Below are 21989 nucleotides of genomic sequence, written 5' to 3'. Positions count from 1 at the left end.
GACTAGGAGTAAATATGACCGAAATACGGGATTGGTTCCGTGTGTCTTCCTGCGGGTCTGCGGGCCCATGCCTCTGCGAGCCCATGCCTCTGTGGGCCTGTGTGGCCTTCGGGGTACACGACGGTGAAAGTTATCCACAGGCTGAGGGCGACTGGTGGCCGAAGTCGGGCAAGCCGGTCAGACTTTGGGCACGGGTGGGTACCTGCGGGCCAACGCGATCGACAGCGGGAGGCAGTGGTGAGGACAGCGACACTGGGACCGGCACAGCGCGCCGAGTCACTCGCGGCAATGGCCGAACGCGAACTGGACATGCTGGTGGTGGGAGCCGGCGTGGTCGGTGCGGGCACCGCGCTCGACGCGGTGACCCGGGGCCTGTCCGTCGGGCTGGTCGAGGCGCGTGACTGGGCGTCCGGCACCTCCAGCCGCTCCAGCAAGCTGATCCACGGCGGCCTGCGCTATCTGGAGATGCTCGACTTCGCCCTCGTACGCGAGGCGTTGAAGGAGCGCGGGCTTCTCCTGGAGCGGCTCGCGCCGCATCTCGTGAAACCGGTGCCCTTCCTCTACCCCCTCCAGCACAAGGGCTGGGAGCGGTGGTACGCCGGCTCGGGCGTCGCGCTCTACGACGCGATGTCGATGGCCCGGGGGCACGGTCGGGGTCTGCCCGCGCACCGACACCTGAGCCACCGTCACGCCCTGCGTGTCGCGCCCGCCTTGCGGAAGGACGCGCTGGTCGGGGCGCTGCAGTACTACGACGCCCAGATGGACGACGCCCGATTCGTCGCCACCCTGGTGCGGACGGCCGTGGCCTACGGAGCGAGGGCCGCCAACCGCGCGCGCGTGACGGGGTTCCTGCGTGAGGGCGAGCGCGTGGTCGGGGCCCGGGTGCAGGACGTCGAGGCGGGCGGGGAGTACGAGATCCGCGCCAAACAGGTCGTCAACGCGACCGGGGTGTGGACCGACGACACCCAGGCGATGGTCGGGGAGCGCGGGCAGTTCCATGTCCGCGCCTCCAAGGGCATCCACCTCGTCGTGCCCAAGGACCGCATCCACTCCTCGACCGGGCTGATCCTGCGCACCGAGAAGTCCGTGCTGTTCGTCATCCCCTGGGGCCGGCACTGGATCATCGGCACCACCGACACCGACTGGGACCTCGACAAGGCGCACCCGGCCGCGTCCAGCGCCGACATCGACTACCTGCTGGAGCATGTGAACTCGGTGCTCGCGGTGCCGCTGACCCGGGACGACGTCCAGGGCGTGTACGCGGGCCTCAGGCCCCTGCTCGCCGGTGAGTCGGACGCCACCAGCAAGCTCTCGCGCGAGCACACCGTGGCGCATCCGGTGCCGGGGCTCGTGGTGGTGGCCGGCGGCAAGTACACGACCTACCGCGTGATGGCCAAGGACGCCGTCGACGAGGCGGTGCACGGCCTCGACGCCCGGGTCGCCGAGTGCGTCACCGAGGACGTGCCGTTGCTGGGCGCCGAGGGGTACCGGGCGCTGTGGAACGCGCGGGCGCGGATCGCCGCGCGTACCGGGCTCCATGTGGTCCGCGTGGAGCATCTGCTGAATCGGTACGGCGCCCTTGCGGAGGAGGTCCTCGATCTCATCGCCTCGGACGCCACGCTGGGCGAACCCATGCATGCGGCCGACGACTACCTGCGTGCCGAGATCGTGTACGCCGCCTCCCACGAGGGCGCGCGGCACCTCGACGACGTGCTGACCCGGCGCACCCGCATCTCCATCGAGACCTTCGACCGGGGCGTGCGCTCGGCCCGCGAGGCCGCCGAGCTCATGGCGCCGGTGCTCGGCTGGGACAAGGACCAGATCGAGCGCGAGGTCGAGCACTACGAGAAGCGGGTGGAGGCGGAGCGGGAGTCGCAGCGGCAGCCGGACGATCTGACGGCGGATGCGGCGCGGTTGGGGGCGCCGGACATCGTGCCGTTGTAGGTCGGCTCTCCGCGTGGGCTCACGGTGTGGGCTCTCCGCGTCGGCTTTCCGGTTCGGCTTCTGCGGTTCGGTCAGCGTCACTCGAACGAGTGTCGTGAGCCGGGATCTTCGTTCGGAACCTGGTCGTTCTATGAGGTGCGGGGGCAGAACTCGGCGGCGAGCAGGGCCGGTTCGAGGTCGGGTTCTGTGATCGCGGTCGTGTTCACGCGGAAGGTGAGGACGCGACGGCCGTCGGCGGTGGCTGCGGTGCGCACGTAGCTTCCGGTGATGCGGCCGTTGTGCCCCCACACCGTCGTGCCGCACGGCAGCTTCACCGGGAGCAGACCCATGCCGTACAGGCCGTGTGCGGTGCGGGTGTCCGTCATCTCGTGCAGCCAGTACGGGGACAGCAGCCGCCCGCCGAGCAGCGCCGCGTAGAAGCGGTCCAGGTCGGCGAGCGTGGTCACCAGCTCGCCCGCGGCCCCGGCCACCCGCGGGTCGAGTGCGGTGACGTCGGTTCCCTCGGCTGTGTAGGCGCGGCCGTGCGGGGAGGGGAGAGAGGCGCGTGAACCAGGGAAGGAGGTGCCCGTCAGACGCAGGGGAGCGATGATCCGCCGCTCGGCCTCGGTGGCGTAGGAGTCGCCGGTGACCTGCTGGATCACCATGCCGAGCAGGACGTAGTTGGTGTTCGAGTAGGAGTAGCGGCCGGGGGCGGCCGGGGGGTGGGTGAGCGCGGTACGGACGGCTTGAAGAGGAGTGAGGGGGACCAGACCCAGGGTGTCCGCGGTGAAGTCCTCCAGCCCGCTGGTGTGGGTGAGCAGGGCGCGCAGGGTCAGCGCGCGGCCGTCGTTGCCCGCTCCGCGCACCAGGCCGGGCAGGTGCTGCTCCACGGTGTCGGACAGCTTCAGCCGGTGTTCCGCGGCCAGTTGGAGGACGACCGTCGCGATGAAGCTCTTGGTGACGCTGCCGGCGCGGAAGTGGTCGGCGCGGGCGATTCCCGGTCCTGCCTCGGCGTAACGGGTCCCGCTCTGTTCCCGGGCCAGGAGCGCGGCGGCGGGAACGCTGCCCTTCGTGACCAGCAGCGGGAGCAGCGTGTCAGTGGGCGGGGTCGAGGGCGCCGAGGAGGCCGCCGGGGCGAGGGCGAGCAGCGCCAGGGACACCGGGACGGCCAGCAGTGTCCGGAGCGGCGGCATGGTGGGCCTTTCTTGTTGGGAGCCATCATGCACGGTTGCGGGGACGCGCCGTTGCGGGGGCATGGGGACATGGGGGGCGGGGGCAACGGGGCACAGGGGTACTGGATTGCGGGGTCGCGGGGTGGGGGGATGGGGGGGCGGGGAGGGGGGCTTGATCCGGGTGGTGCCGTCGTGGTGGAGGTTGGGTGACGGCGGGTGTTGTCACGGTTCGTCGGGCTTGCGTGGAGAAGGAGGGCGTGGGCGGCGGGGTGAGCTGTGGGGGAGGAGGCGTAGGCGGGTGGGAACTGTGTGTTGAGGGGTGGTGTGGGTCGGGTGACCGCTGTGTCGATGTCGTCGGCGCCGTGCCGCGGGTGAGGCGGAGTCAGGGCACCCTGGGGCGTCGGGCACTTGTCGGGTGAGGGACAATGGAGGCTCTGTCAGGGCGGGTTCATGAGGGGACGCATGTCGGACGCGGAGCGGGCGGGAGCATCCCGGCAGGACGAGAGCGAGCGTCTCCTCGCCGGGCGGTACCGGCTGGGAGGAGTACTCGGCCGCGGTGGCATGGGCACGGTGTGGCGCGCCGAGGACGAGACCCTGGGCAGGACGGTGGCCGTCAAGGAGCTGCGGTTCCCCAACAGCATCGACGAGGACGAGAAGCGCCGGCTGATCACGCGCACGCTGCGGGAGGCCAAGGCGATCGCGCGGATCCGCAACACCAGCGCGGTGACCGTGTACGACGTGGTCGACGAGGACGACCGGCCGTGGATCGTGATGGAGCTCGTCGAGGGCAAGTCGCTCGCCGAGGTCATCCGGGAGGACGGGCTGCTGGAGCCCAGGCGGGCTGCGGAGGTGGGCCTCGCGATACTCGATGTGCTCAGGTCCGCGCACCGCGAGGGCATCCTGCACCGTGACGTGAAGCCGTCCAACGTGCTGATCTCCGAGGACGGCCGGGTCGTGCTCACCGACTTCGGTATCGCCCAGGTCGAGGGCGACCCGTCCATCACCTCCACCGGCATGCTCGTCGGCGCCCCCTCCTACATCTCCCCGGAGCGGGCCCGCGGGCACAAGCCGGGCCCCGCGGCCGACCTGTGGTCGCTCGGCGGGTTGCTGTACGCGGCGGTCGAGGGTGCCCCGCCGTACGACAAGGGGTCCGCGATCGCGACGCTCACAGCGGTGATGACCGAGCCGCTGGAGGAGCCGAAGAACGCGGGGCCGTTGAAGGACGTCATCTACGGTCTGCTCACCAAGGACCCCGCCCAGCGGCTGGACGACAGCGGTGCCCGGGCCATGCTCACCGACGTGATCCACGCGCCCGAGCCGAAGGCCGCCGAGCCTGAGCCGCCGGCGGACGCGACGAGGGTGGTGCCGTTGCCGGCACAGCCGGAGGAGCGTGCGGGTGGTTCCGGTGGCAAGCGCGGTGAGGGCGAGGGGCTGCGCGGGGCGTTGCGTTCCGTGCGGAAGGCCGCGGGGGTGGCGGCGACGTCGGCGGCCGCGTCTCGTGCCAAGTCCGGGGGCGGATCCACGGGTTCGGCGGGTTCGACAGGTGCTGCGGGTGCTGCGGGTTCGGTCGGGTCGGTCGGTTCGGGTGCCGGGAAGGTGCCCGCTCAGGGTTCCGAGGCTTCTGCGGCCTCTGCGGCTGCTCCTGCTGCTCCCGCCTCCTCGGGTTCTCCTGCTGCCTCGCCCTCTTCGGCTTCTTCGGCTTCCCCCGCTTCTCAGGAGAAGGGCGCGTCTGCGGCTTCGAGTGGGGCGGCCGGGGTTCGGGACGGGCAGACGCAGCAGACCGACGCGGTCTCGGGCGGGCGGAGCTCGGGGTGGCCCGTGATGACGCCGCCGCCGGACCTGGCGCCGAGGCAGGTGCCCAGGGCGCCGCTGACCGACGTGGTGCCGCGGCGGACGCTGGTGATCATCGCGGTGGTCGTGGTGCTCGCGGTCATCGGTACCGTGCTGGCGCTCACGCTCGGCGGGGACGACGGCACCGACAGGGCGAAGAGCGGCGACTCCAAGGTCACGGCGGGCGCGAGCGCCAGTGCCGACACCAAGGAGGACAAGAGCGGGGGGACCCAGACCGACGGGACCGCCACCGGGTCCGCCTCGTCGGAGACGGGGGCGGGGGCCGCGAACACGCCGAGTGCCCAGGAGAGTGGCGAGAGTTCGGAGGGTACCTCGGGCTCGGGGGGCTCCTCCGGTGGCGGTGCGGTGGCGTCGACGTACAAGGGGAGCCAGGGGTACTCGATCGGGCTGCCCAAGGGGTGGAAGTTCCAGACCTCCAGCTCCGCGGGCGACCGGTTCACCGGGCCGGATGGGCAGAAGCTGCTCGTCGCCTGGACCAGCACGCCGAAGGGTGACCCGGTGACGGACTGGGAGAACCAGGAAAAGAGCATGCGCCGCTCGCAGTACACCAAGATCCGAATAGAGCAGGTGGACTACCGGGGCTGGAACACGGCCGACTGGGAGTTCACCTATGTGGAGGGCGGGACGAAGTACCGGACGATCGACCGGGGTTTCGTCGTCAACTCCCATCTCGGATATGCCCTGATGTACACGGCGAAAGCCGCGAACTGGGGCACTGAGCTGCGCACGGACACATGGCAGACGCTCGCTCGTACCTTCGAACCGAAGTCGTGACGCGCTGTTCGGTGAGCGGTCCTGTGTTTGGGCCGTGAGATCTGGAATCCCCTCTTTGCGGGTTGCCTCCGGCACGTATCGTGAGTGTTTGCGAACCGTCCGCATCCAGGTATGGGTACGGAACGGGCCGTGTGGCGAACGGAATTGACCAACCGGGCGGCCGAGGGAGGCAAAGTGGACGACTACGCGGGTCGGGTGCTCGCCGACCGCTACCGCCTGCCGCTGCCTCCGTCCGACGAGTACGAACTCACCGAGACCCGCGCCTTCGACACCTACAGCGGGCAGGAAGTCCTGGTCAGGCAGGTGCCGTTGCCCGAGGTCGTCGAGGCGGAGGTGCTCGACGCGGAGGGGCTGCCGGACGGGTTCACGGCCCGGGATCCCCGGGGCGCCCGGCGGAGTTCAGGGCGGGGCGGTACGCGCCGGCCGACGGAACCTGCCGTGCGGCGGGCCGTCGAGGCCGCGCAGGCCGCCGCGCGGATACCCGACCACCCGCGGCTCGACCAGGTCTTCGACGTGTTCGCCGAGGGCGGTTCGCTGTGGATCGTGAGCGAACTGGTGGCCGCGCGGCCGCTCATGGCTCTGCTCGCCGAGAAGCCGTTGACGCCGTACCGGGCCGCCGAGGTCGCCTCCGACGTGCTGATGGCGCTGCGGGTGCTGCACGCCCACGGCTGGGTGCATCGCAACATCACCGCCCGCACGGTGCTCGTCTGCGACGACGGCCGGGTCATGCTGACCGGCCTCGCGGTCGGTGCGGCCGAGGAGGCGCTGTGCGGGTACGACCCGGTGCCGGCCGAGGCGGGTGAATGGGGCGCCGGGGGCGGGGAGTTCGGTGCGGGGACGGATGACGGCGGGACCGGTGGACCCGGGGCCCGCGAGTCCTTGGGTACGGCCGACGGGTCTGGCGGGCCTGGTGGGTACGGGGGCTCTGGTGGTTATGGGGGTCCCGGGCCGTCCTCGGGTTCGGCCGACGGGTCTGGCGGGGCTGGTGGGTACGGGGGGTCCGGGCGAACTGCCGGTGCTCCCGGTGGAGTTGGCGGGGTTGACGGGCGCGGGGGACCTGGTGGGCCCGGGCGGTCCTCGGGTGCGGCCGGGGAGTTCGGTGGCGTGGGCGGGGCCGGTGGCCCCGGGATCGGGGGCGCGGGGGGCGGTCGTACGGCTCTCGGGTCCGGGGGGACCGGTGCGGCCTTCGGACTCGGCGGGGCCCGAGGCGCTGGGGCGGGCGCGGGACTCGGTCCCGGAGGTCCGGTCGGTATCGGCGGGGGTGATACCGATCCCGAGGCCGCGCGGCGGGCCGCGATCGAGGCGCGGGAAGCCCGTGGGCTGCCCAGCGCCGGGGTGGAACAGACGAACGGGGCGGAGTCCTCGGCGGCGCTCGTCCGACGGGACGCGGACACGGGTACGGACATCAGGGCGGCGCGGGCGGGTGCGATCGCCGCGTATCGCGCGGGTGCGCGAGCGGCGGCCCGGGTCCAGGAGGCGCAGAACGGCCGGGCGGCCCTCCCCGGAGCCCGCCCCGCACCGGACAGCGACACCGCCGCCCGCCCATACGACGGCACCCCGCCCGCACAGACCGACGGCAGGCAGTACCCGCCGGCTAACGGCGCGGCTCAGCCGTACCTTTCGGGCGGAGGTGCGGGCGAGCCGCCGTATCCCTCGCCCGAGGGCACGGGCCGGCCCTACCCCCCGGCCGGCGGCGTGGCCCAACCCCCGTATCCGACCGGCAGCGGTGTCGAGCATGTGCCCGGTACCGTGCCGTCGGGGCGGATGGCCGATACCTATGGGACGCGTCCCGCTTCCTGGCACGGGGCCGCGCCGCGCGGTGGGGTCGGTGGGGTCTCGGACGCGAGCACCACGGCCGTCGAGGGAGGGCAGAGTGCCCCCGCCCCCGCTCCGGCCCCCGCCCGCTGGGACGACCTCGCCCCTGTCAGCGCTCCTCGTCGTGGGCCTGCCACCGCGCTCGCCGCCGAGCGGGCCCGGCAGGCGCGGATGGCCGTGGTGGGGCCGGTCACCGAGCGGTGGGCGCCGGAGCAGGCCGGGCCGGTGCACGAGAACTGGCAGCTCGCCGCGCCCATCGGGCCCGCGACCGACCTGTGGGCGCTCGGCGCGCTGCTCTTCAGGGCCGTACAGGGGCATGCGCCCTACCCCGAGGAGTCGACGGCCGAGCTGGTGCAGCTGGTGTGTGCCGAGCCGCCCGCCTTCGCGGAGGAGTGCGGGTCGCTCAGGCCGGTCGTGGAGTCGCTGCTGCGGCAGGACCCCACCGAGCGGCTGGAGTTCGAGGAACTGCGCGGCTGGCTGCGGTCGCTGGTGCGGTCCGCGCCCGAGCCGGAGGCCGGCGCGCATGTCGTCGCCGCGCCGCCCGTCAACGCGAGCCGGCTGCCGATCGTGCGGCGCCGCGGGGAGTTGGTGCGCAGGCGGCGGGCCGGGCTGCCCGCGACCAGTGCGCACGGGCGGCACAAGCGGGCCCGGGAGGAGGCGGCGCCTTCGCCGCGCCGCCTCGGCCGTACTCTGCTGCTGCTCATCCTGCTGGTGATGGCCGGGGCGATCGCGTACGCCATGTACTTCATGCCGAAGGCGGGCTCCGACGACGAGGGCGCCACCCAGGAGACGGGTGCGACCAGTCAGGCCGGTGCCACCAACCAGGCAGGACCCGCGCAGTCGCCGGAGGCCGGCACCGAGCCCACGCCCGAACAGACCACTCCCGAGGCGTCGCGGTCCAGCGGTGCCGCCGAGACCCAGACCGCCGGGCCCGAGGTCGCCGACGGTTTCACCCTGCGCACGGACGCCGAGGGATTCAAGGTCGCCGTCGCCAACGGGTGGGACCGCACGCCCAGGAACGGTCGCGGTCAGGTGGTGTACTCGCAGGGCAGCTTCGAGCTGATCGTCGTACCGGGGCGGGACACCGCGGCCGCGAACGGCGGTGATCCGATGGTGTACCAGCGGGAGAAGGAGCCCGAGCTGCAGCCGTACCGCGACTCCAGCTGGGCCACCGCCACCGGGCTCAAGTCGATCCAGGTGGGCACCAGGAGCATGGCCGAGGGGCAGTTCACCTGGACCGGCGACGACGGGCGCGAGCTGTACGTGCGCAATGTCGCGATCCTGATCGGCGGGAAGTACCACGTGCTGCAGGTGCGCGGGCCGGAGGCGGAGCGGGACGAGGTGACCAGGCTGTACGAGCAGGCGTCGGCCACCTATCAGGTCACCGGCTGACCGATGTCGGCCGTGGCGGGAAGGTTCACTTCCCTTCACAGAAGCGACAACCGTCACAGTGCGGTTTCCTTGACGCCCCCCTGGTTCCCCTCGGCGTGGGCCGGTCCTTAGTCTGACTGGGTCAAGAGCATTGCGGGGAAACGTGAATCAGATGCAGGGCACGCTCCTGGCGGGGCGCTACCGGCTCGCCGACCCGATAGGCAAGGGCGGCATGGGCCGGGTCTGGCGTGCCCACGATGAGGTGCTGCACCGGGCTGTGGCGATAAAGGAGTTGACCGCCGCGCTCTACGTTTCCGAGAGCGATCAGGCCGTGCTTCTGGCCCGGACCCGCGCCGAGGCGCGCGCCGCCGCCCGGATCAACCACTCGGCCGTCGTCACCGTGCACGACGTGCTCGACCACGACGGCCGGCCGTGGATCGTGATGGAGCTGGTCGAGGGCCGCTCGCTGGCCGACGCCGTCAAGGAGGACGGCCGCATCGAGGCGCGTGAGGCGGCCCGGATCGGGCTGTGGGTGCTGCGGGCCCTGCGCGCCGCGCACTCCGCGGGGGTGCTGCACCGGGACATCAAGCCCGGCAACGTCCTGCTCGCCCAGGACGGCCGGGTCCTGCTCACCGACTTCGGTATCGCCCAGATCGAGGGCGACACCACCATCACCCGCACCGGAGAGGTCGTCGGCTCGGTCGACTACCTCGCCCCCGAGCGGGTCCGCGGCGCCGATCCCGGTCCGTCGGCGGACCTGTGGGCGCTCGGCGCCACGCTGTACACGGCGGTTGAGGGACGGTCGCCGTTCCGTCGTACGACCCCGCTGACCACCATGCAGGCCGTCGTCGACGAGGAACCCGCCGAGCCGCGCAACGCCGGACCGCTCGGGCCCGTCATCGCCGCGCTGTTGCACAAGGATCCCGCCGTGCGGCCCGAGGTGGCGGAGGCCGAGCAGATGCTCGCCGAGGCGGCGGAGGGGCGGCGGCCGAATGCGGCACAGGCGTATGTGCCGACGCAACATGTGGGTTCCCGCTATGTCCCAGGGGCACAGAGTGGATCCCACGGCTCGGAGGGCTCCCACGGCTCCAACGGCGGGCCGGACTCCCACAGCGGGCTCCACACGCCGCCCACGGGCACAGCGCACGCCGGTACCCCGGCCATGGGTACGCCGTACGGGTATCCGTCGGGGCCGAACGCGCCGTACTCCTCGGGGCCCGGCAGCTCGTACCCCATGGGCAGCGGTCCCATCACCATCGGTCCCTCGCCGCACACCGGCACCGGGCCGGTGCCCGCCGCCCCGCCCAGGCGGCGCCGTCTGCGTTCCCTCGCGCTGATCGTCGCGCTCGCCGCGGTCGTGGGTGCCGGGACCGCGGTCGCGCTGCAGACGTGGGACGAGGGGCGGGACAAGGGTGGTACGTCCGCCTCGTCGAGTGCCTCGCCCAGCGCCGCGCCGACGACGGTGGGTGCGGGAGGTGTTCCGGCCGGCTGGATCCCGTACAACGACCCTGTGGGCTTCAGCCTCTATCTGCCCAAGGGCTGGGACCGCTCGGTCTTCGGGACCCCCGCCAACGGTCTGACCCAGATCGACTACTCGCCGGACAAGGGCAAGCACTTCATCCGGATCGCCGTCGACACCTCGCCGGACTTCCTCGACCCGTACAAGCACCAGCTCGACCTGGAGCAGCAGCTCAAGAAGCTCAGGAACTACGAGCGGGTGAGCATGGTCGAGAACACCTACCGGGACCGGCCGGGCGCCCGGTGGGAATACACCTGGACGGCGCTGGCGAAGGACACGGAGTTCCCAGGGCTGCGCCGGGCCGTGGAGGAGACGTACATGTCCCGGGACGGCGTGGAGTACGCGATCTACATGTCGTCGCCCGCGAAGAGCTGGCCGACCACCAGCAAGCAGTTCGCCGCGGTGCTCCAGAGCTGGAACGAGCCGAGCGGCTGACGGGGTTGAGCGGCCGTCGAGTGTTCGGCCGGTGTCGTTGCCGCTGACGGGGATGGCCGGTGGTGACTGTCGGCGGACGATCGGGGACAGGTTGTCGACCTGGGTGGCCGGTCGCGGCCGGCGGGTTCAGCTGGTCGCCGTGGGCGGAGTGGGGCAGTCGAGGCTGGAATCGGCCGGGCGCTCCTGACCTGGATGGCCGGGCGCAGCTGCCTGGACCAGTTGGGCGCGACTGACGGGACCGACTAGTCGCCGCTGGCTGAGCCCGGCGGTCGCTGTTGGTGGAGTGGGGCGGTCGTCGCCGTCGGGGCCAAGCAGACGTTGTGGGTGGGGTTGGCGGCCGCCGCTGGCGGAGTCGGACAGTCGCAGCCCACGGAGTCGGACAGTTGGCCGGTCAGCGTCCCGGAGGGGGTTCGTCCGCTGCGGCATGATGGGGCGCATGGGGACCGAGGGGGACACCTTCCGTGTGATCGCGGGCCGTTATCGCCTGGAGGCGAGGATCGGGCGCGGCGGGATGGGCGTGGTGTGGCGGGCGACCGACCAACGGCTCGGCCGGCAGGTCGCCGTCAAGGAGATCCCCCTCGACGAGACGCTGTCCGCCGAGGACGCCCGGTTGCAGCGCGAGCGCACACTCCGCGAGGCCGGTGCGGTGGCCCGGCTGCGCCACCCGCACATCATCGTGGTGCACGACGTCGTCGAGCAGGACGAACGGCCGTACATCGTCATGGAGTTGATCGACGGCGGCTCCCTCGCCGACCGTATCTCCGCGCACGGCCCGTTCGGCGCCGCCGAGGCCGCCCGGATCGGTGCCGACCTGCTGGGCGCGTTGCGCGCGGCGCACGCGGCCGGGGTGTTGCACCGGGACATCAAGCCCGCCAACGTCCTCGTCGAGGCCGAGACCGGCAGGGTCGTCCTCACCGACTTCGGTATCGCCCAGGTCGCGGGCGCCACCACGCTCACCGAGACCGGGTCCTTCGTCGGCTCGCCCGAGTACACCGCGCCGGAGCGGATGTCCGGGGTCAGGACCGGCCCGGAGGCCGACCTGTGGTCGCTGGGTGCACTGCTGTGCACGGCCCTCAGTGGTGAATCACCGTTCCGCCGGGACTCGTTGGGCGGCATCCTGCACGCCGTCGTCATCGACGAGATCCGGCCGCCCGTCGAGGCCGCGCCGCTTCTTCCGGTCGTACGGGGCCTGTTGGAGCGTGACCCCGAGCGGCGGCTGGACGCGGTGGAGGCGGAGCGGATGCTGCGGGCGTTCCGGGAGACGGGACGTACGCCGCCGCGCCGGGCGCCCGAGCGGTCGTACACGCCGACCCAACGCAATCTTCCGCTACGGCGGTCCCCGGGGCCGGAGCGGTCGGGCAACGGGGGGTCCGTGGCGCCGGCGCGGTCCAGGCGGGGTGTGCTCATGGCGGTGCTGCTGGTTGCCGCGGTGGCGGGCGTGGGGACCTCGGCGGTTCTGTTGCTGGAGCGGGGGGACGGGGGCGGCCGTACGACGACGCGCAGTTCGGCGCCGACGACACCCACCGGGACGTCAGGGGCCACGGGTGAGTCGGCGGCGCCCGGGACACCCGAGGGCACCTCTCCCGGGCCGCCCTCGGTGACCGCACCTTCCGGCTACCGCGTCGCCCAGGACCCCGCGGGTTTCGCGCTCGCCGTGCCGGACGGGTTCACCCGGGAGCCGCAGGGGGAGCGGGTCTTCTATCTGTCGCCGGGGGAGACCTTCCGGCTCGGCATCAAGGTCACCGATCCCGAACCCGGCGGTCCACTGGGCGTGATGCGGCGCGCGGCCGCCAAGGGCCCGGCGTCCAACCCCGGTTACCGCGACGGCCGGGTCGCCTCGACCACGCGCCGCGGACTCCCCGCCGCCTCCTGGGAGTTCACCTGGGACGGCTTCAGCACGGCCGAGGGCGCCCGGCACACCTACGACCTGTGCTGGGAGGAGAACGGCCGGCTCTACGACGTGTGGGTGTCGGCGCCGGTCGGGAAGGCGCGGGAGGCGAAGGAGTACTTCGACGTGGCGGTCGACACGTTCGCGGGGACGTAGGGATACGTCACGGGTGTGTGACCGGAATGCGTCCCCTCTGGATGCGTGCGCGTCCGGCGCGATATGGATGAACCCATGAGCAACAGCGGGGGAGTCGGCCACGAGTCCGACGAGACGACGAGTTATGTTCTGCAACCTCCCAGACCCCCTCGGCCCGAGCCGGCGGCCGAGCCCGGGGTGGGGCGGCTCGTCGCGGGCCGTTATCGGCTGCTCGCCAAGCTCGGGCACGGCGGCATGGGCACGGTGTGGCGGGCCAAGGACGAGACGGTGGACCGTGAGGTGGCCGTCAAGGAACCCCGCGTACCGGACCATCTTCCCGAACGCGAACGGGGCAACGCCTTCGAACGGATGCGCCGCGAGGCACGTGCGGCCGCCCGGCTGGACCACCCCTGCGTCGTGAACGTGCATGACGTGGCGGTCGTGGACGGCCGGCCGTGGATCGTGATGGAGCTGGTGCAGGGGCGTTCGCTGGGCGACGCGTTGCAGGAGGGCACTCTCGGGGCGAGGGAAGCGGCGAGAATCGGCCTCGACGTGCTCGGTGCGCTGGAGGCCGCCCACGCGGCCGGCGTCCTGCACAGGGATGTGAAACCGGACAACGTGATGCTGGGCCGGTACGGCCGGGTCGTCCTCACCGACTTCGGCATCGCCCAGATCGAGGGTGAGACCAGCCTGACCGACACCGGCGGGTTCGTCGGCTCGCCCGAGTACATCGCCCCGGAGCGGGTGCTCGGGCAGCGCCCCGGCCCCGCCTCCGACCTCTGGTCCCTCGGCGTGGTCCTGTACGCGGCGACGGAGGGTGTCTCCCCGTTCCGCCGCAGCAACACCCCCGCCACGCTTCAGTCCGTCCTCAACGCCACCCCCGCCCCGCCCGCCTCCGCGCACGGCCCGCTCGCCGACGCCATCAACGGCCTCCTCCAGAAGGACCCGGCGCACCGACCGAACGCGGCGCAGGTCAGGGCGCTCCTGGAGGCCACCGCGAACCCGCCCGCACCGGAGCCCACGGAGATCGCCCGGACCGTGGAGGTCCCGGCCGGGCGCGGCCTCCGGCTGGGCCGCAAGGCCTGGCCGGCGCTCGGCGCGGCGGTCGTCGCTGCGGCGGTGGCGGCGTACCTGGTGATCGCCGATCCGTTCGCGGGCCCTCTTCCGGACGGCTGGACGAAGAGGCACACCAACGACGTGGCCGCGACGCTGGCGGTACCGCGGGACTACCAGCCCACCACGCCCGACCGCAAGACCGACAAGGACCACTGGATCACGTACTCCGACTACAGCGGCAGCATATGGATCGGCCTGAGCCTGGACCGCAAAGCCGAGGACACCGCCCAGAACATCGCGGGCTCCGCGGCGGCCGAGATGTACGACGACGACAGCCGGTTCAAGCAGAACGGCGACTACGACCTCAGCATGCCGGAGGCCCCGAAGACCCGGCCCGAGGACCAGACGTACCAGGGCGGCAAGGCCGCCAAGAACACCGTCACGTACACCACGACCGACAGCCAGCACCCCCGCCCGCGCGAACTCCAGATCTTCTACTACCGCACCTCCACCGGCGACATGTACAAGCTCACCGTCAGCTATCCGGGCAAGGGGGACTTCACGGGGCGGGGTCGTGAGGTCGCGAGGACGGCGATCGCGAACCTCGGTGTGGACAAGCTCTGACGGGCACTGGTGCTTCGAGCTCTTCGCCGAACGGCAGGACGGCTCGGAGCCCGGCATGACGCTCTGACCCGGTCGCTTCGACAAGGGTGTGGTGCGCACGGTACTCATGTGCCATGAGCGAAGACGGGGAACGCCTGGACGACGAACGTCTGATCGGTGGGCGTTACCGGCTCGCCGGGCGGATCGGCTCCGGGCCGAACGGCACCGTGTGGCGCGCCCTGGACGAGCAGGACGGGCGGTACGTCGCCGTCAAGGAGCCCCGCCTGAGCGGGGACGCGCAGGACGAGGAGCGGCGCCGGGCCGCGCACCGGCTGCCGCACGAGGCCCGGGCCGCCGCACGCGTCGACCATCCGGCCGCGGTCGTCATTCACGACGTACTGCTCGAAGACGAACTGCCCTGGATCGTCATGGAGTTGGTGGAGGGGCAGTCCCTGCACACGGCCCTCGCCGCCCGCGGGCCACTGCCGCCCGCCGAGGCCGCCCGCATCGCGCTCGCCGTCCTCGGCGCGCTGCACGCCGCCCACCGCGTCGGCATCGTCCACCGTGACGTGAAGCCGTCCAACGTCCTCCTCGAAGCGGGCAGCGGCCGTGTCGTCGTCACCGACTTCGGCATAGGCGCCGCCGGGCAGAGCGGTGCCGGGGGAGCCTCCCTCGGTTTCGTCGCCCCGGAGTGCGTCTCGGGGCGGGGAGCGGGTCCCGCCTCCGATCTGTGGTCGCTGGGAGCGCTGCTCCGCTCGGCTGTAGCAGAGGCGGACGGCGAGGCAAGGGGAAGCGGCCCCCTGGGTGCGCTTCTGGAGCGGCTCCTCGCCCTCGAACCGGAGGCACGGCCGACGGCGGAGGAGACCGCCGAGGTGCTGGCCGAGGTCGCCGGGACCGGCCTGCCGGAGTGGGCCACGGAAGCCCCCGCTCCACCGGCGGCCCTGGAAACCCCGGCACCCACGCCCGCGCCGTCCCCGGCCGAGGTCCCGGACCCGGCCCCCGCGCCCCATGAACCCCGTCGGCTCACCGCCCTGTCCGCCCTCGGTCTCCTCCTCCAGAAAAAACCCGAACGCGGCTGATCATCCCGGCCCAACCCGCTGATCAGCACATTCACCGCCAGTCATCACTGGCAAGGTGTGTGTACACCGTGAACGCCCGTTACTGACGGGTACCCAAAGCCCCCGCACCCGAATACCCTGCGGCTCATGACGGACGCGCAGGCCCCGGCCCAGACCGGCACGAACCCCCTCGCCCCCGCCCCGGAGGGCGCCCGTACCGCAGCCGACGTGGTGACCCCGGAGCTGGTGGCCCAGCTCACCAAGGGGGTGACCGGGTCCGGCCGTACCGCCAACCACACGCCGTTCACCGGCGAGAAGCTGGCCGACCTGCCGGAGTCGACGCCCGAGGACGTGGAGAAGGCCTACACGGCGGCCCGCGCGGCGCAGGCGGTGTGGGCGCAGACCCCGGCACGGCAGCGCGCGGCGGTCCTGCTCCGCTTCCACGACCTGGTCCTGGAGCGCCAGGCCGAGGTCCTGGACCTCATCCAGCTGGAGACCGGCAAGGCCCGCCTGCACGCCCACGAGGAGGTCCAGGCGGTCGCCGTGGCCGCCCGGCACTACGGCCGCAAGGCCCCCGCCTACCTCAGACCCAAGCGGCACGCCGGTGCCATGCCGACCCTGACGCGCGTCACCGAACTGCGCCACCCGCGGGGAGTCGTGGGCCAGATCGCGCCCTGGAACTACCCCCTCGAACTGTCCGTCGGCGACGCGCTCCCCGCCTTCGTCGCGGGCAACGCGGTCGTCATGAAGCCGGACACCGAGACCTGCCTGACCGCGCTGTGGGCGCGTGACCTGCTCGTCGAGGCCGGTCTTCCCGCCGACGTCTTCCAGGTCGTCCTCGGCGAGGGCCCGGTCGTGGGCCCCGAGGTCGTCCGGCACGCCGACTACGTCTCCTTCACCGGCTCCACCCGCACCGGCCGCGAGGTCGCCCAGGGCGCCGCCGCCCGTCTGGTCGGCGTCTCCCTCGAACTCGGCGGCAAGAACGCCATGCTGGTCCTCGAGGACGCAGACATCGAGAAGGCCGCCGCCGGTGCCGTCCGCGCCTGTTTCTCCTCGGCGGGCCAACTGTGCATATCCATCGAGCGGTTGTACGTCCACGAGTCGATCGCGGACGCCTTCCTGGAGCGCTTCGCCGCCCGTACGAAGGCCATGCGGCTGGGCAGGTCCCTCGCCTACGGCGCCGACATGGGTTCGCTGGTCGGGGAGCGGCAGCTGGAGACCGTCAAGCGGCATGTCGAGGAGGCCGTCGCCAAGGGGGCGAAGGTCGTCGCCGGCGGGGTCGCCCGCCCGGACATCGGCCCCTACTTCTTCGAGCCGACCATCCTCGACGGCGTCACCGAACCGATGGCGGTCTGCGGTGAGGAGACCTTCGGTCCGGTCGTCTCCGTCTACCGCTTCAAGACCGACGACGAGGCGATCGCGGAGGCCAACTCCACGGCGTACGGCCTGAACTCCTCGGTGTGGACGAAGGACGGCAAGCGCGGCCGCGAGGTCGCCGCCCGCATCCGCACCGGCACGGTCAACATCAACGAGGGCTACGCCCCCGCCTACGGCAGCGTCCAGTCCCCGATGGGCGGCATGAAGGACTCCGGCCTCGGCCGCCGCCACGGCTCCGAGGGCATCCTCAAGTACACCGAGGCCCAGACGGTCGCCCAGCAGCGACTGCTCCCGATGGCGCCCTCGCTGGGGATGGACGACGAGAAGTACGCGCAGTTCATGAGCCGCAGCCTGAAGGTGATGAAGGCCTTCCGCTTCAAGTAGGGACAACACCCGCTCCGAGCGAGGTTCTCAACGAGGAGAGCACGTGCCACAGGACACCTACGACTACGACGTCATCGTCGTCGGCTCCGGCTTCGGCGGCAGCGTCACCGCCCTTCGCCTCACCGAGAAGGGCTACCGCGTAGGTGTCCTGGAAGCCGGCCGCCGCTTCACCCGCGAGACGCTCCCCAGGAACTCCTGGGACCTGAAGAACTACCTCTGGGCGCCGAAGCTCGGCATGTTCGGCATCCAGCGCATCCACCTCCTCGGCAACGTCATGGTCCTCGCGGGGGCGGGCGTCGGTGGCGGCTCCCTCAACTACGCCAACACCCTCTACGTCCCCCCGAAGCCGTTCTTCGAGGACCCCCAGTGGCGTGACATCACCGACTGGCAGGAGGAGTTGACGCCGTACTACGACCAGGCCCGGCGCATGCTCGGCGTACGGCTCAACCCGACGATGACCCCCTCGGACGTCCACCTGAAGGCCGCGGCCGAGCGGATGGGCGTCGGCGACACCTTCCACATGGCGCCGGTCGGCGTCTTCTTCGGCGACGGCGAGGACGCCGAGGGCAAGAGCAAAGCAGCCCCCGGCGAACAGGTCGCGGACCCCTACTTCGGTGGCGCGGGCCCGTCCCGCAAGGCCTGTACCGAGTGCGGCGAGTGCATGACCGGCTGCCGGCACGGCGCGAAGAACACCCTCAACGAGAACTACCTGTACCTCGCCGAGAAGGCGGGCGCGGTCGTCCACCCCCTGACCACCGTCGTGTCGGTCACGGACGACTCCCAGGGCGGCTACGCCATCGCGACCCTCCCCACCGACGACCGCCGCAAGGCGAAGGGCCGCACCTTCAAGGCCCGCCAGGTCGTCCTCGCCGCCGGCACCTACGGCACCCAGACCCTGCTGCACCGCATGAAGGCGGGCGGCCAACTGCCGTACATCTCAGAGAGGTTGGGCGAGCTCACCCGCACCAACTCCGAGGCCCTGGTCGGCGCCCAGACCGACAACCGCCGCTACCGCAAGGCGACCGGAGCGCCGAAGGTCGACTTCACGCAGGGCGTCGCGATCACCTCGTCCATCCACCCGGACGAGAACACCCACATCGAGCCGGTCCGCTACGGCAGGGGCTCCAACTCGATGGGCGGACTGTCGATCCTGCAAGTCCCGTACACCGAGGGCTCGTCGAGGGCACTGGCCTGGCTGCGGAACGCGGCCCGGCACCCCCTGCTCGTCGTCCGCTCCCTGTCCAACCGCCGCTGGTCGGAGAAGACCATCATCGGCCTGGTCATGCAGTCGCTGGACAACTCCCTGACGACGTACCTGAAACCGGACGGCGTCGGCAAGGGCCTGCTCACCGCCCGCCAGGGCCACGGCGCCCCCAACCCCAAGCAGATCAGGGCCGCTTCGGAGGGCGCGTCCGCGATTGCCGCCGACATCAACGGCTTCGCCGGCTCCAACGTCGGCGAGCTGATGGGCACCCCGCTCACCGCCCACTTCCTCGGCGGCTGCCCCATCGGCTCCTCCCGCGAGACCGGCGTCATCGACCCGTACCACCGGCTCTACGGCCACCCCGGCATCTCGGTCGTCGACGGCGCCGCGGTCTCCGCCAACCTCGGCGTGAACCCCTCTCTGACGATCACGGCCCAGGCCGAGCGTGCGATGTCGTACTGGCCCAACAAGGGCGAGGAGGACCCGCGTCCGGCACAGGGCGAGGCCTACGTCCGCCTCGGCGCCGTCGAGCCCGAGTCGCCGGCGGTCCCGGCGGAGGCCTTCGGCGCGCTGAAGCTGCCGTTCCTGGGGATGCCGACGGTGCCGAGGAAGTCGTAGAGCCCGAGGAAGTCGTAGAGCCCGAGGAAGTCGTAGAGCCCGAAGACGCCAAAGAGAAGGACCCGCACCCCCCTCCGAGTGCGGGTCCTTCTCTGTTCTTTCCTCAAGCCGTACTTACGGCTTTCGTGGCCCTACGACTCAGGCGTGGGCGCCGGCCGCACCCTTGCGGCGCTTGACCGCGAACACCACACCGGTGCCGGCGACGACGGCGAAACCGCCGACCAGGCCGAGGACCGGCAGGGCCGAGCTGGAACCGGTCTCGGCGAGCGTGCCGTCCACGTCGACGCCGTTGACGTCGGAGATGGCGCTCTTGCCGCCGGTCTGCGGCTTGGCGTCGTTCGGCTTGCCGGCGTCGGAGCCGGCCGGCAGGACCTCGAAGTAGTAGATGCCGTAGTTGTCGTCCTGGGCGACCCAGCAGCCCTCGTCGTCCGAGTACTGGGCGAGACCGATGGCGATGCCGATGGCGCTCGGGACCTTACGGTCGACCTTCACGCGCAGCTGGTAGCTGACGGAGTCGCCGCCGTCGAGGGAGAAGGAGTTGAACGCGCCGCCGTCGCCGAAGTTCGTGGCCACGTCGACCCAGGAGCCGCCCTGCTTCACCTGGACGGTGACCAGGTCGCTGTAGTCCTCTTCGAAGTTCCAGTCGACCGCTCCGAGGGCGACCACGGGCTGGATGTCCTTGATCGTGTCGTCGCCGGAGTTGTTGACGTTGAACTTGAAGTTCGTCCAGCCGCTGCCCGCCACGATGCTCTCGGGCAGACCGGTCAGCGAGCTGTGCAGCACCTCGCTGTCCTCGAAGATCCCGCCGCCTTCCTCGTCGACCGTGCACTCGTCGATGGGGTCGCTGCTCCCGCTCGGGGAGGGGCTGGCGTCGGCCGAGCCGGACGGGCTCGTGGTGGGGCTGCTGCTGGTGGTGGCCGAGCTGGACGCGCTGGCGGAGGAGGTGCTGTCGGCGGGCGTGCTCGCCGGGGCGGCCGGAGTGGATCCCGCGTCCGCCGGGGTGCTCTCGGCGTCCGCCGGAGTGCTCGCCGCCTCGGTGGGCGTGCTCTCGGCCGCGGCCGGCGAGGGAGAGTCGTCCGCGAACGCGCTCGGCGCGGCGAACAGGGCGAGCGGCGCTATCGCGGCGGTCGCGGCCGCGGCGGCAAGTGCACGGCGAAGCTTCATGAAGACCTCGGTGAGTATGTGAAACGCGGGTGTGTCCGTTGAGTCGTGAGGTTTGATCCGCGACTGGTGTGAATGGTTGTGCGGGCATTCACAGAAAACTTATGTGGGCTGAGTCACATACAGGCTCTTCTTGTGAACACGCTTTCCAAGGCCCTAGAACTGACCCACGTGTCAGATGAAGACCCCAAGATCCCGGATGACGTCTGGGAACAGTTCGCCCGTGACACCGAACGGGACATCCGGGGCTCCGCCCCCAAGGAACCGTCGGCGCGTGCCCGCGAGGTGACGGAGCGGCTGCGGCGGCAGGAAGCGCGCGGCGAGCTCCCGGACGGCTGGCGCACCGGCCCCGCCTGGCAGCAGAAGAAGAGCCGGCGCGGCCTGTGGGGCGTCCTCGGTGTCGCCGTCGCGGTCGTCGTCGCCGTCGTCGCGGTGAAGCCGTCCCTGGTGCCGGGCGACCTCTTCGGCGGGGGCACCTCCGACGAGGCCGCGTCCTCCCCGCTGCCCGCCGAGACGGCTGCTCCGACCGCCGCGCCCTCCGCCGAGGCCTCCGAGATCCCCACCCTGGACGACCCGTTCGCCGGGTCGCCGGCCAAGCGGTGGGCCGACGGCGCGGCCGGGATCGTCATACCGAAGGCGAAGGCCGTCGGGGGGCAGTCCGCGGCGAAGGTCGGGCAGGCGCTGGAACTGACCAAAAAGCTGCTGATCGAGTCCAACCTGAAGCCGGCCACGCTGCGGGGCGAGCAGCCCACCGCCGCCCTCGCCCTGCTGGACCCCAAACAGGACGACGTCCTCGACCGGCTGAAGACCGGCCTGCGCAAGCCGGACAGGGACCACGACCCCCTGTTCATGTTCAGCCGCTTCGACCCCGAGGAGGTCCGGCTGGTCGGAGACGTCGTCAAGACCCGGGGCCGGATCACCTTCAAGGCGGGCGAGCACGCCTCCGTGGCCGTGCACGCCGACTACACCTTCGTCTACCCGGTCGTCCGCACCGACGGCACCACCGAGGTGACCCGCACCATCGTCCGCCGCGTCCTCGAGGTCGAGCTTCCCGACCCGGCCAAGTACCAGGTCACCCCGGGAAGGCTCACCGTCCTGCGCTACGACGAGAGCGCCGGCAACACGTCCTGCGATGTCCACGACGGCTTCCTGCACCCGGAGTTCCCCTCGTCCGAGCCCACCGACGGCCCGTCGACGGGCCCGACGCGGGACCCGTACGACCGCAGCGAGGACATCGGCCGCATCGAGGACTGCGGAACGGTCACCAGGGTCTGACCCGACAGTCGCCCTACGGACTAGGGGGTCCGACACCCGGCATCGGACAGGCGAAGGGCCCCGCGGGACGGAGCCGCGGGGCCCTTCTTCGTCAGCACCGACGTCAGGGCAGCGCCGGTGCCTGGGAGCGGCGCCGGGGGGTTGCGCCGCTTGCTCTCTGTGCCGTTGTCGTGCCTTTGCCGCCTGCTGTGCGCCCCTGCCACCTGCCGTACCCTCGGTCGGCGCCCCGGCGCACAGGGGGCGCGCGGATGGTCTGGACCTCTGGCAGTGCGAGGACACAAAGCGAATGCGGTTGTCCATGGCGGGACTTGGGGGCTTCTAGGCATCGTGCTGGATGGAGGCGGCCTCCGCAACCGTTTGGGCCCAGCCT

General features: G+C 71.7%; 12 protein-coding genes. 10 read left to right on the top strand and 2 right to left on the bottom strand.

The features are described 5' to 3' along the window. The first annotated feature begins 237 nt into the window (after positions 1-237). On the top strand, positions 238-1944 hold the full coding sequence (locus AB0D34_RS29400) for a glycerol-3-phosphate dehydrogenase/oxidase (RefSeq protein ID WP_362666653.1): 1707 nt from the start codon (positions 238-240) through the stop codon (positions 1942-1944). Positions 1945-2072: 128 nt separating this feature from the next. Here the strand turns inward: AB0D34_RS29400 and AB0D34_RS29395 are convergent, their stop codons facing one another. Beyond that, positions 2073-3116 carry a serine hydrolase domain-containing protein gene (locus tag AB0D34_RS29395; protein ID WP_362666651.1) on the bottom strand — a complete coding sequence of 348 codons (1044 nt, stop codon included), beginning with the start codon at positions 3114-3116 and terminating at the stop codon, positions 2073-2075. Between the two features lie 441 nt (positions 3117-3557). Here AB0D34_RS29395 and AB0D34_RS29390 point away from each other — a divergent pair, with 441 nt between their 5' ends. The 8 genes from AB0D34_RS29390 (at position 3558) to AB0D34_RS29355 (ending at position 19183) form a co-directional block, all read left to right on the top strand. Next, the gene (locus AB0D34_RS29390; protein ID WP_362666822.1) at positions 3558-5720 is read left to right on the top strand and encodes a serine/threonine-protein kinase; all 2163 of its coding nucleotides are present in this window, start codon (positions 3558-3560) and stop codon (positions 5718-5720) included. Positions 5721-5894: 174 nt separating this feature from the next. After that, entirely contained in the window at positions 5895-8927 is a 3033-nt protein-coding gene (locus tag AB0D34_RS29385; protein ID WP_362666648.1) for a protein kinase, read from the top strand. Positions 8928-9078: 151 nt separating this feature from the next. Further along, positions 9079-10860 (top strand): protein kinase, encoded by a 1782-nt coding sequence (locus tag AB0D34_RS29380; protein ID WP_362666646.1) that lies wholly within the window; start codon positions 9079-9081, stop codon positions 10858-10860. 436 nt (positions 10861-11296) lie between these two features. Beyond that, positions 11297-12904, top strand: a complete 1608-nt coding sequence (locus AB0D34_RS29375) for a protein kinase (RefSeq protein ID WP_362666644.1) — start codon at positions 11297-11299, stop codon at positions 12902-12904. 75 nt (positions 12905-12979) lie between these two features. After that, entirely contained in the window at positions 12980-14563 is a 1584-nt protein-coding gene (locus AB0D34_RS29370; RefSeq protein WP_362666641.1) for a serine/threonine-protein kinase, read from the top strand. Between the two features lie 113 nt (positions 14564-14676). Then, a complete protein-coding gene (locus AB0D34_RS29365; protein WP_362666638.1) occupies positions 14677-15621 on the top strand; it encodes a serine/threonine-protein kinase in 945 nt (314 codons plus the stop codon). 126 nt (positions 15622-15747) lie between these two features. Further along, on the top strand, positions 15748-17361 hold the full coding sequence (locus AB0D34_RS29360; RefSeq protein WP_362666635.1) for a succinic semialdehyde dehydrogenase: 1614 nt from the start codon (positions 15748-15750) through the stop codon (positions 17359-17361). A gap of 43 nt (positions 17362-17404) precedes the next feature. Beyond that, the gene (locus tag AB0D34_RS29355; RefSeq protein ID WP_362666633.1) at positions 17405-19183 is read left to right on the top strand and encodes a GMC family oxidoreductase; all 1779 of its coding nucleotides are present in this window, start codon (positions 17405-17407) and stop codon (positions 19181-19183) included. Positions 19184-19321: 138 nt separating this feature from the next. Here the strand turns inward: AB0D34_RS29355 and AB0D34_RS29350 are convergent, their stop codons facing one another. Continuing rightward, complete coding sequence (locus tag AB0D34_RS29350; RefSeq protein ID WP_362666630.1) at positions 19322-20347, bottom strand: LPXTG cell wall anchor domain-containing protein; 1026 nt, start codon at positions 20345-20347, stop codon at positions 19322-19324. Between the two features lie 132 nt (positions 20348-20479). On the opposite strand from AB0D34_RS29350, the gene AB0D34_RS29345 reads away from it, so the two are divergent. Further along, positions 20480-21619 (top strand): hypothetical protein, encoded by a 1140-nt coding sequence (locus AB0D34_RS29345; RefSeq protein WP_362666628.1) that lies wholly within the window; start codon positions 20480-20482, stop codon positions 21617-21619. Positions 21620-21989 lie beyond the last annotated feature (370 nt).

It is taken from the genome of Streptomyces sp. NPDC048420 (assembly GCF_040651535.1).
GTDB lineage: Bacteria > Actinomycetota > Actinomycetes > Streptomycetales > Streptomycetaceae > Streptomyces.
The sequence above is the reverse complement of the archived record's forward strand: the minus strand, read 5'-3'. Positions and strand labels throughout refer to the sequence as shown.

Coding starts and splice junctions, on each gene's coding strand:
- AB0D34_RS29395 (WP_362666651.1), bottom strand. CDS start 3,116: ATGCCGCCGCTCCGGACACTGCTGGCCGTCCCGGTGTCCCTGGCGCTG.
- AB0D34_RS29390 (WP_362666822.1), top strand. CDS start 3,558: ATGTCGGACGCGGAGCGGGCGGGAGCATCCCGGCAGGACGAGAGCGAG.
- AB0D34_RS29380 (WP_362666646.1), top strand. CDS start 9,079: ATGCAGGGCACGCTCCTGGCGGGGCGCTACCGGCTCGCCGACCCGATA.
- AB0D34_RS29375 (WP_362666644.1), top strand. CDS start 11,297: ATGGGGACCGAGGGGGACACCTTCCGTGTGATCGCGGGCCGTTATCGC.
- AB0D34_RS29370 (WP_362666641.1), top strand. CDS start 12,980: ATGAGCAACAGCGGGGGAGTCGGCCACGAGTCCGACGAGACGACGAGT.
- AB0D34_RS29365 (WP_362666638.1), top strand. CDS start 14,677: ATGAGCGAAGACGGGGAACGCCTGGACGACGAACGTCTGATCGGTGGG.
- AB0D34_RS29360 (WP_362666635.1), top strand. CDS start 15,748: ATGACGGACGCGCAGGCCCCGGCCCAGACCGGCACGAACCCCCTCGCC.
- AB0D34_RS29350 (WP_362666630.1), bottom strand. CDS start 20,347: ATGAAGCTTCGCCGTGCACTTGCCGCCGCGGCCGCGACCGCCGCGATA.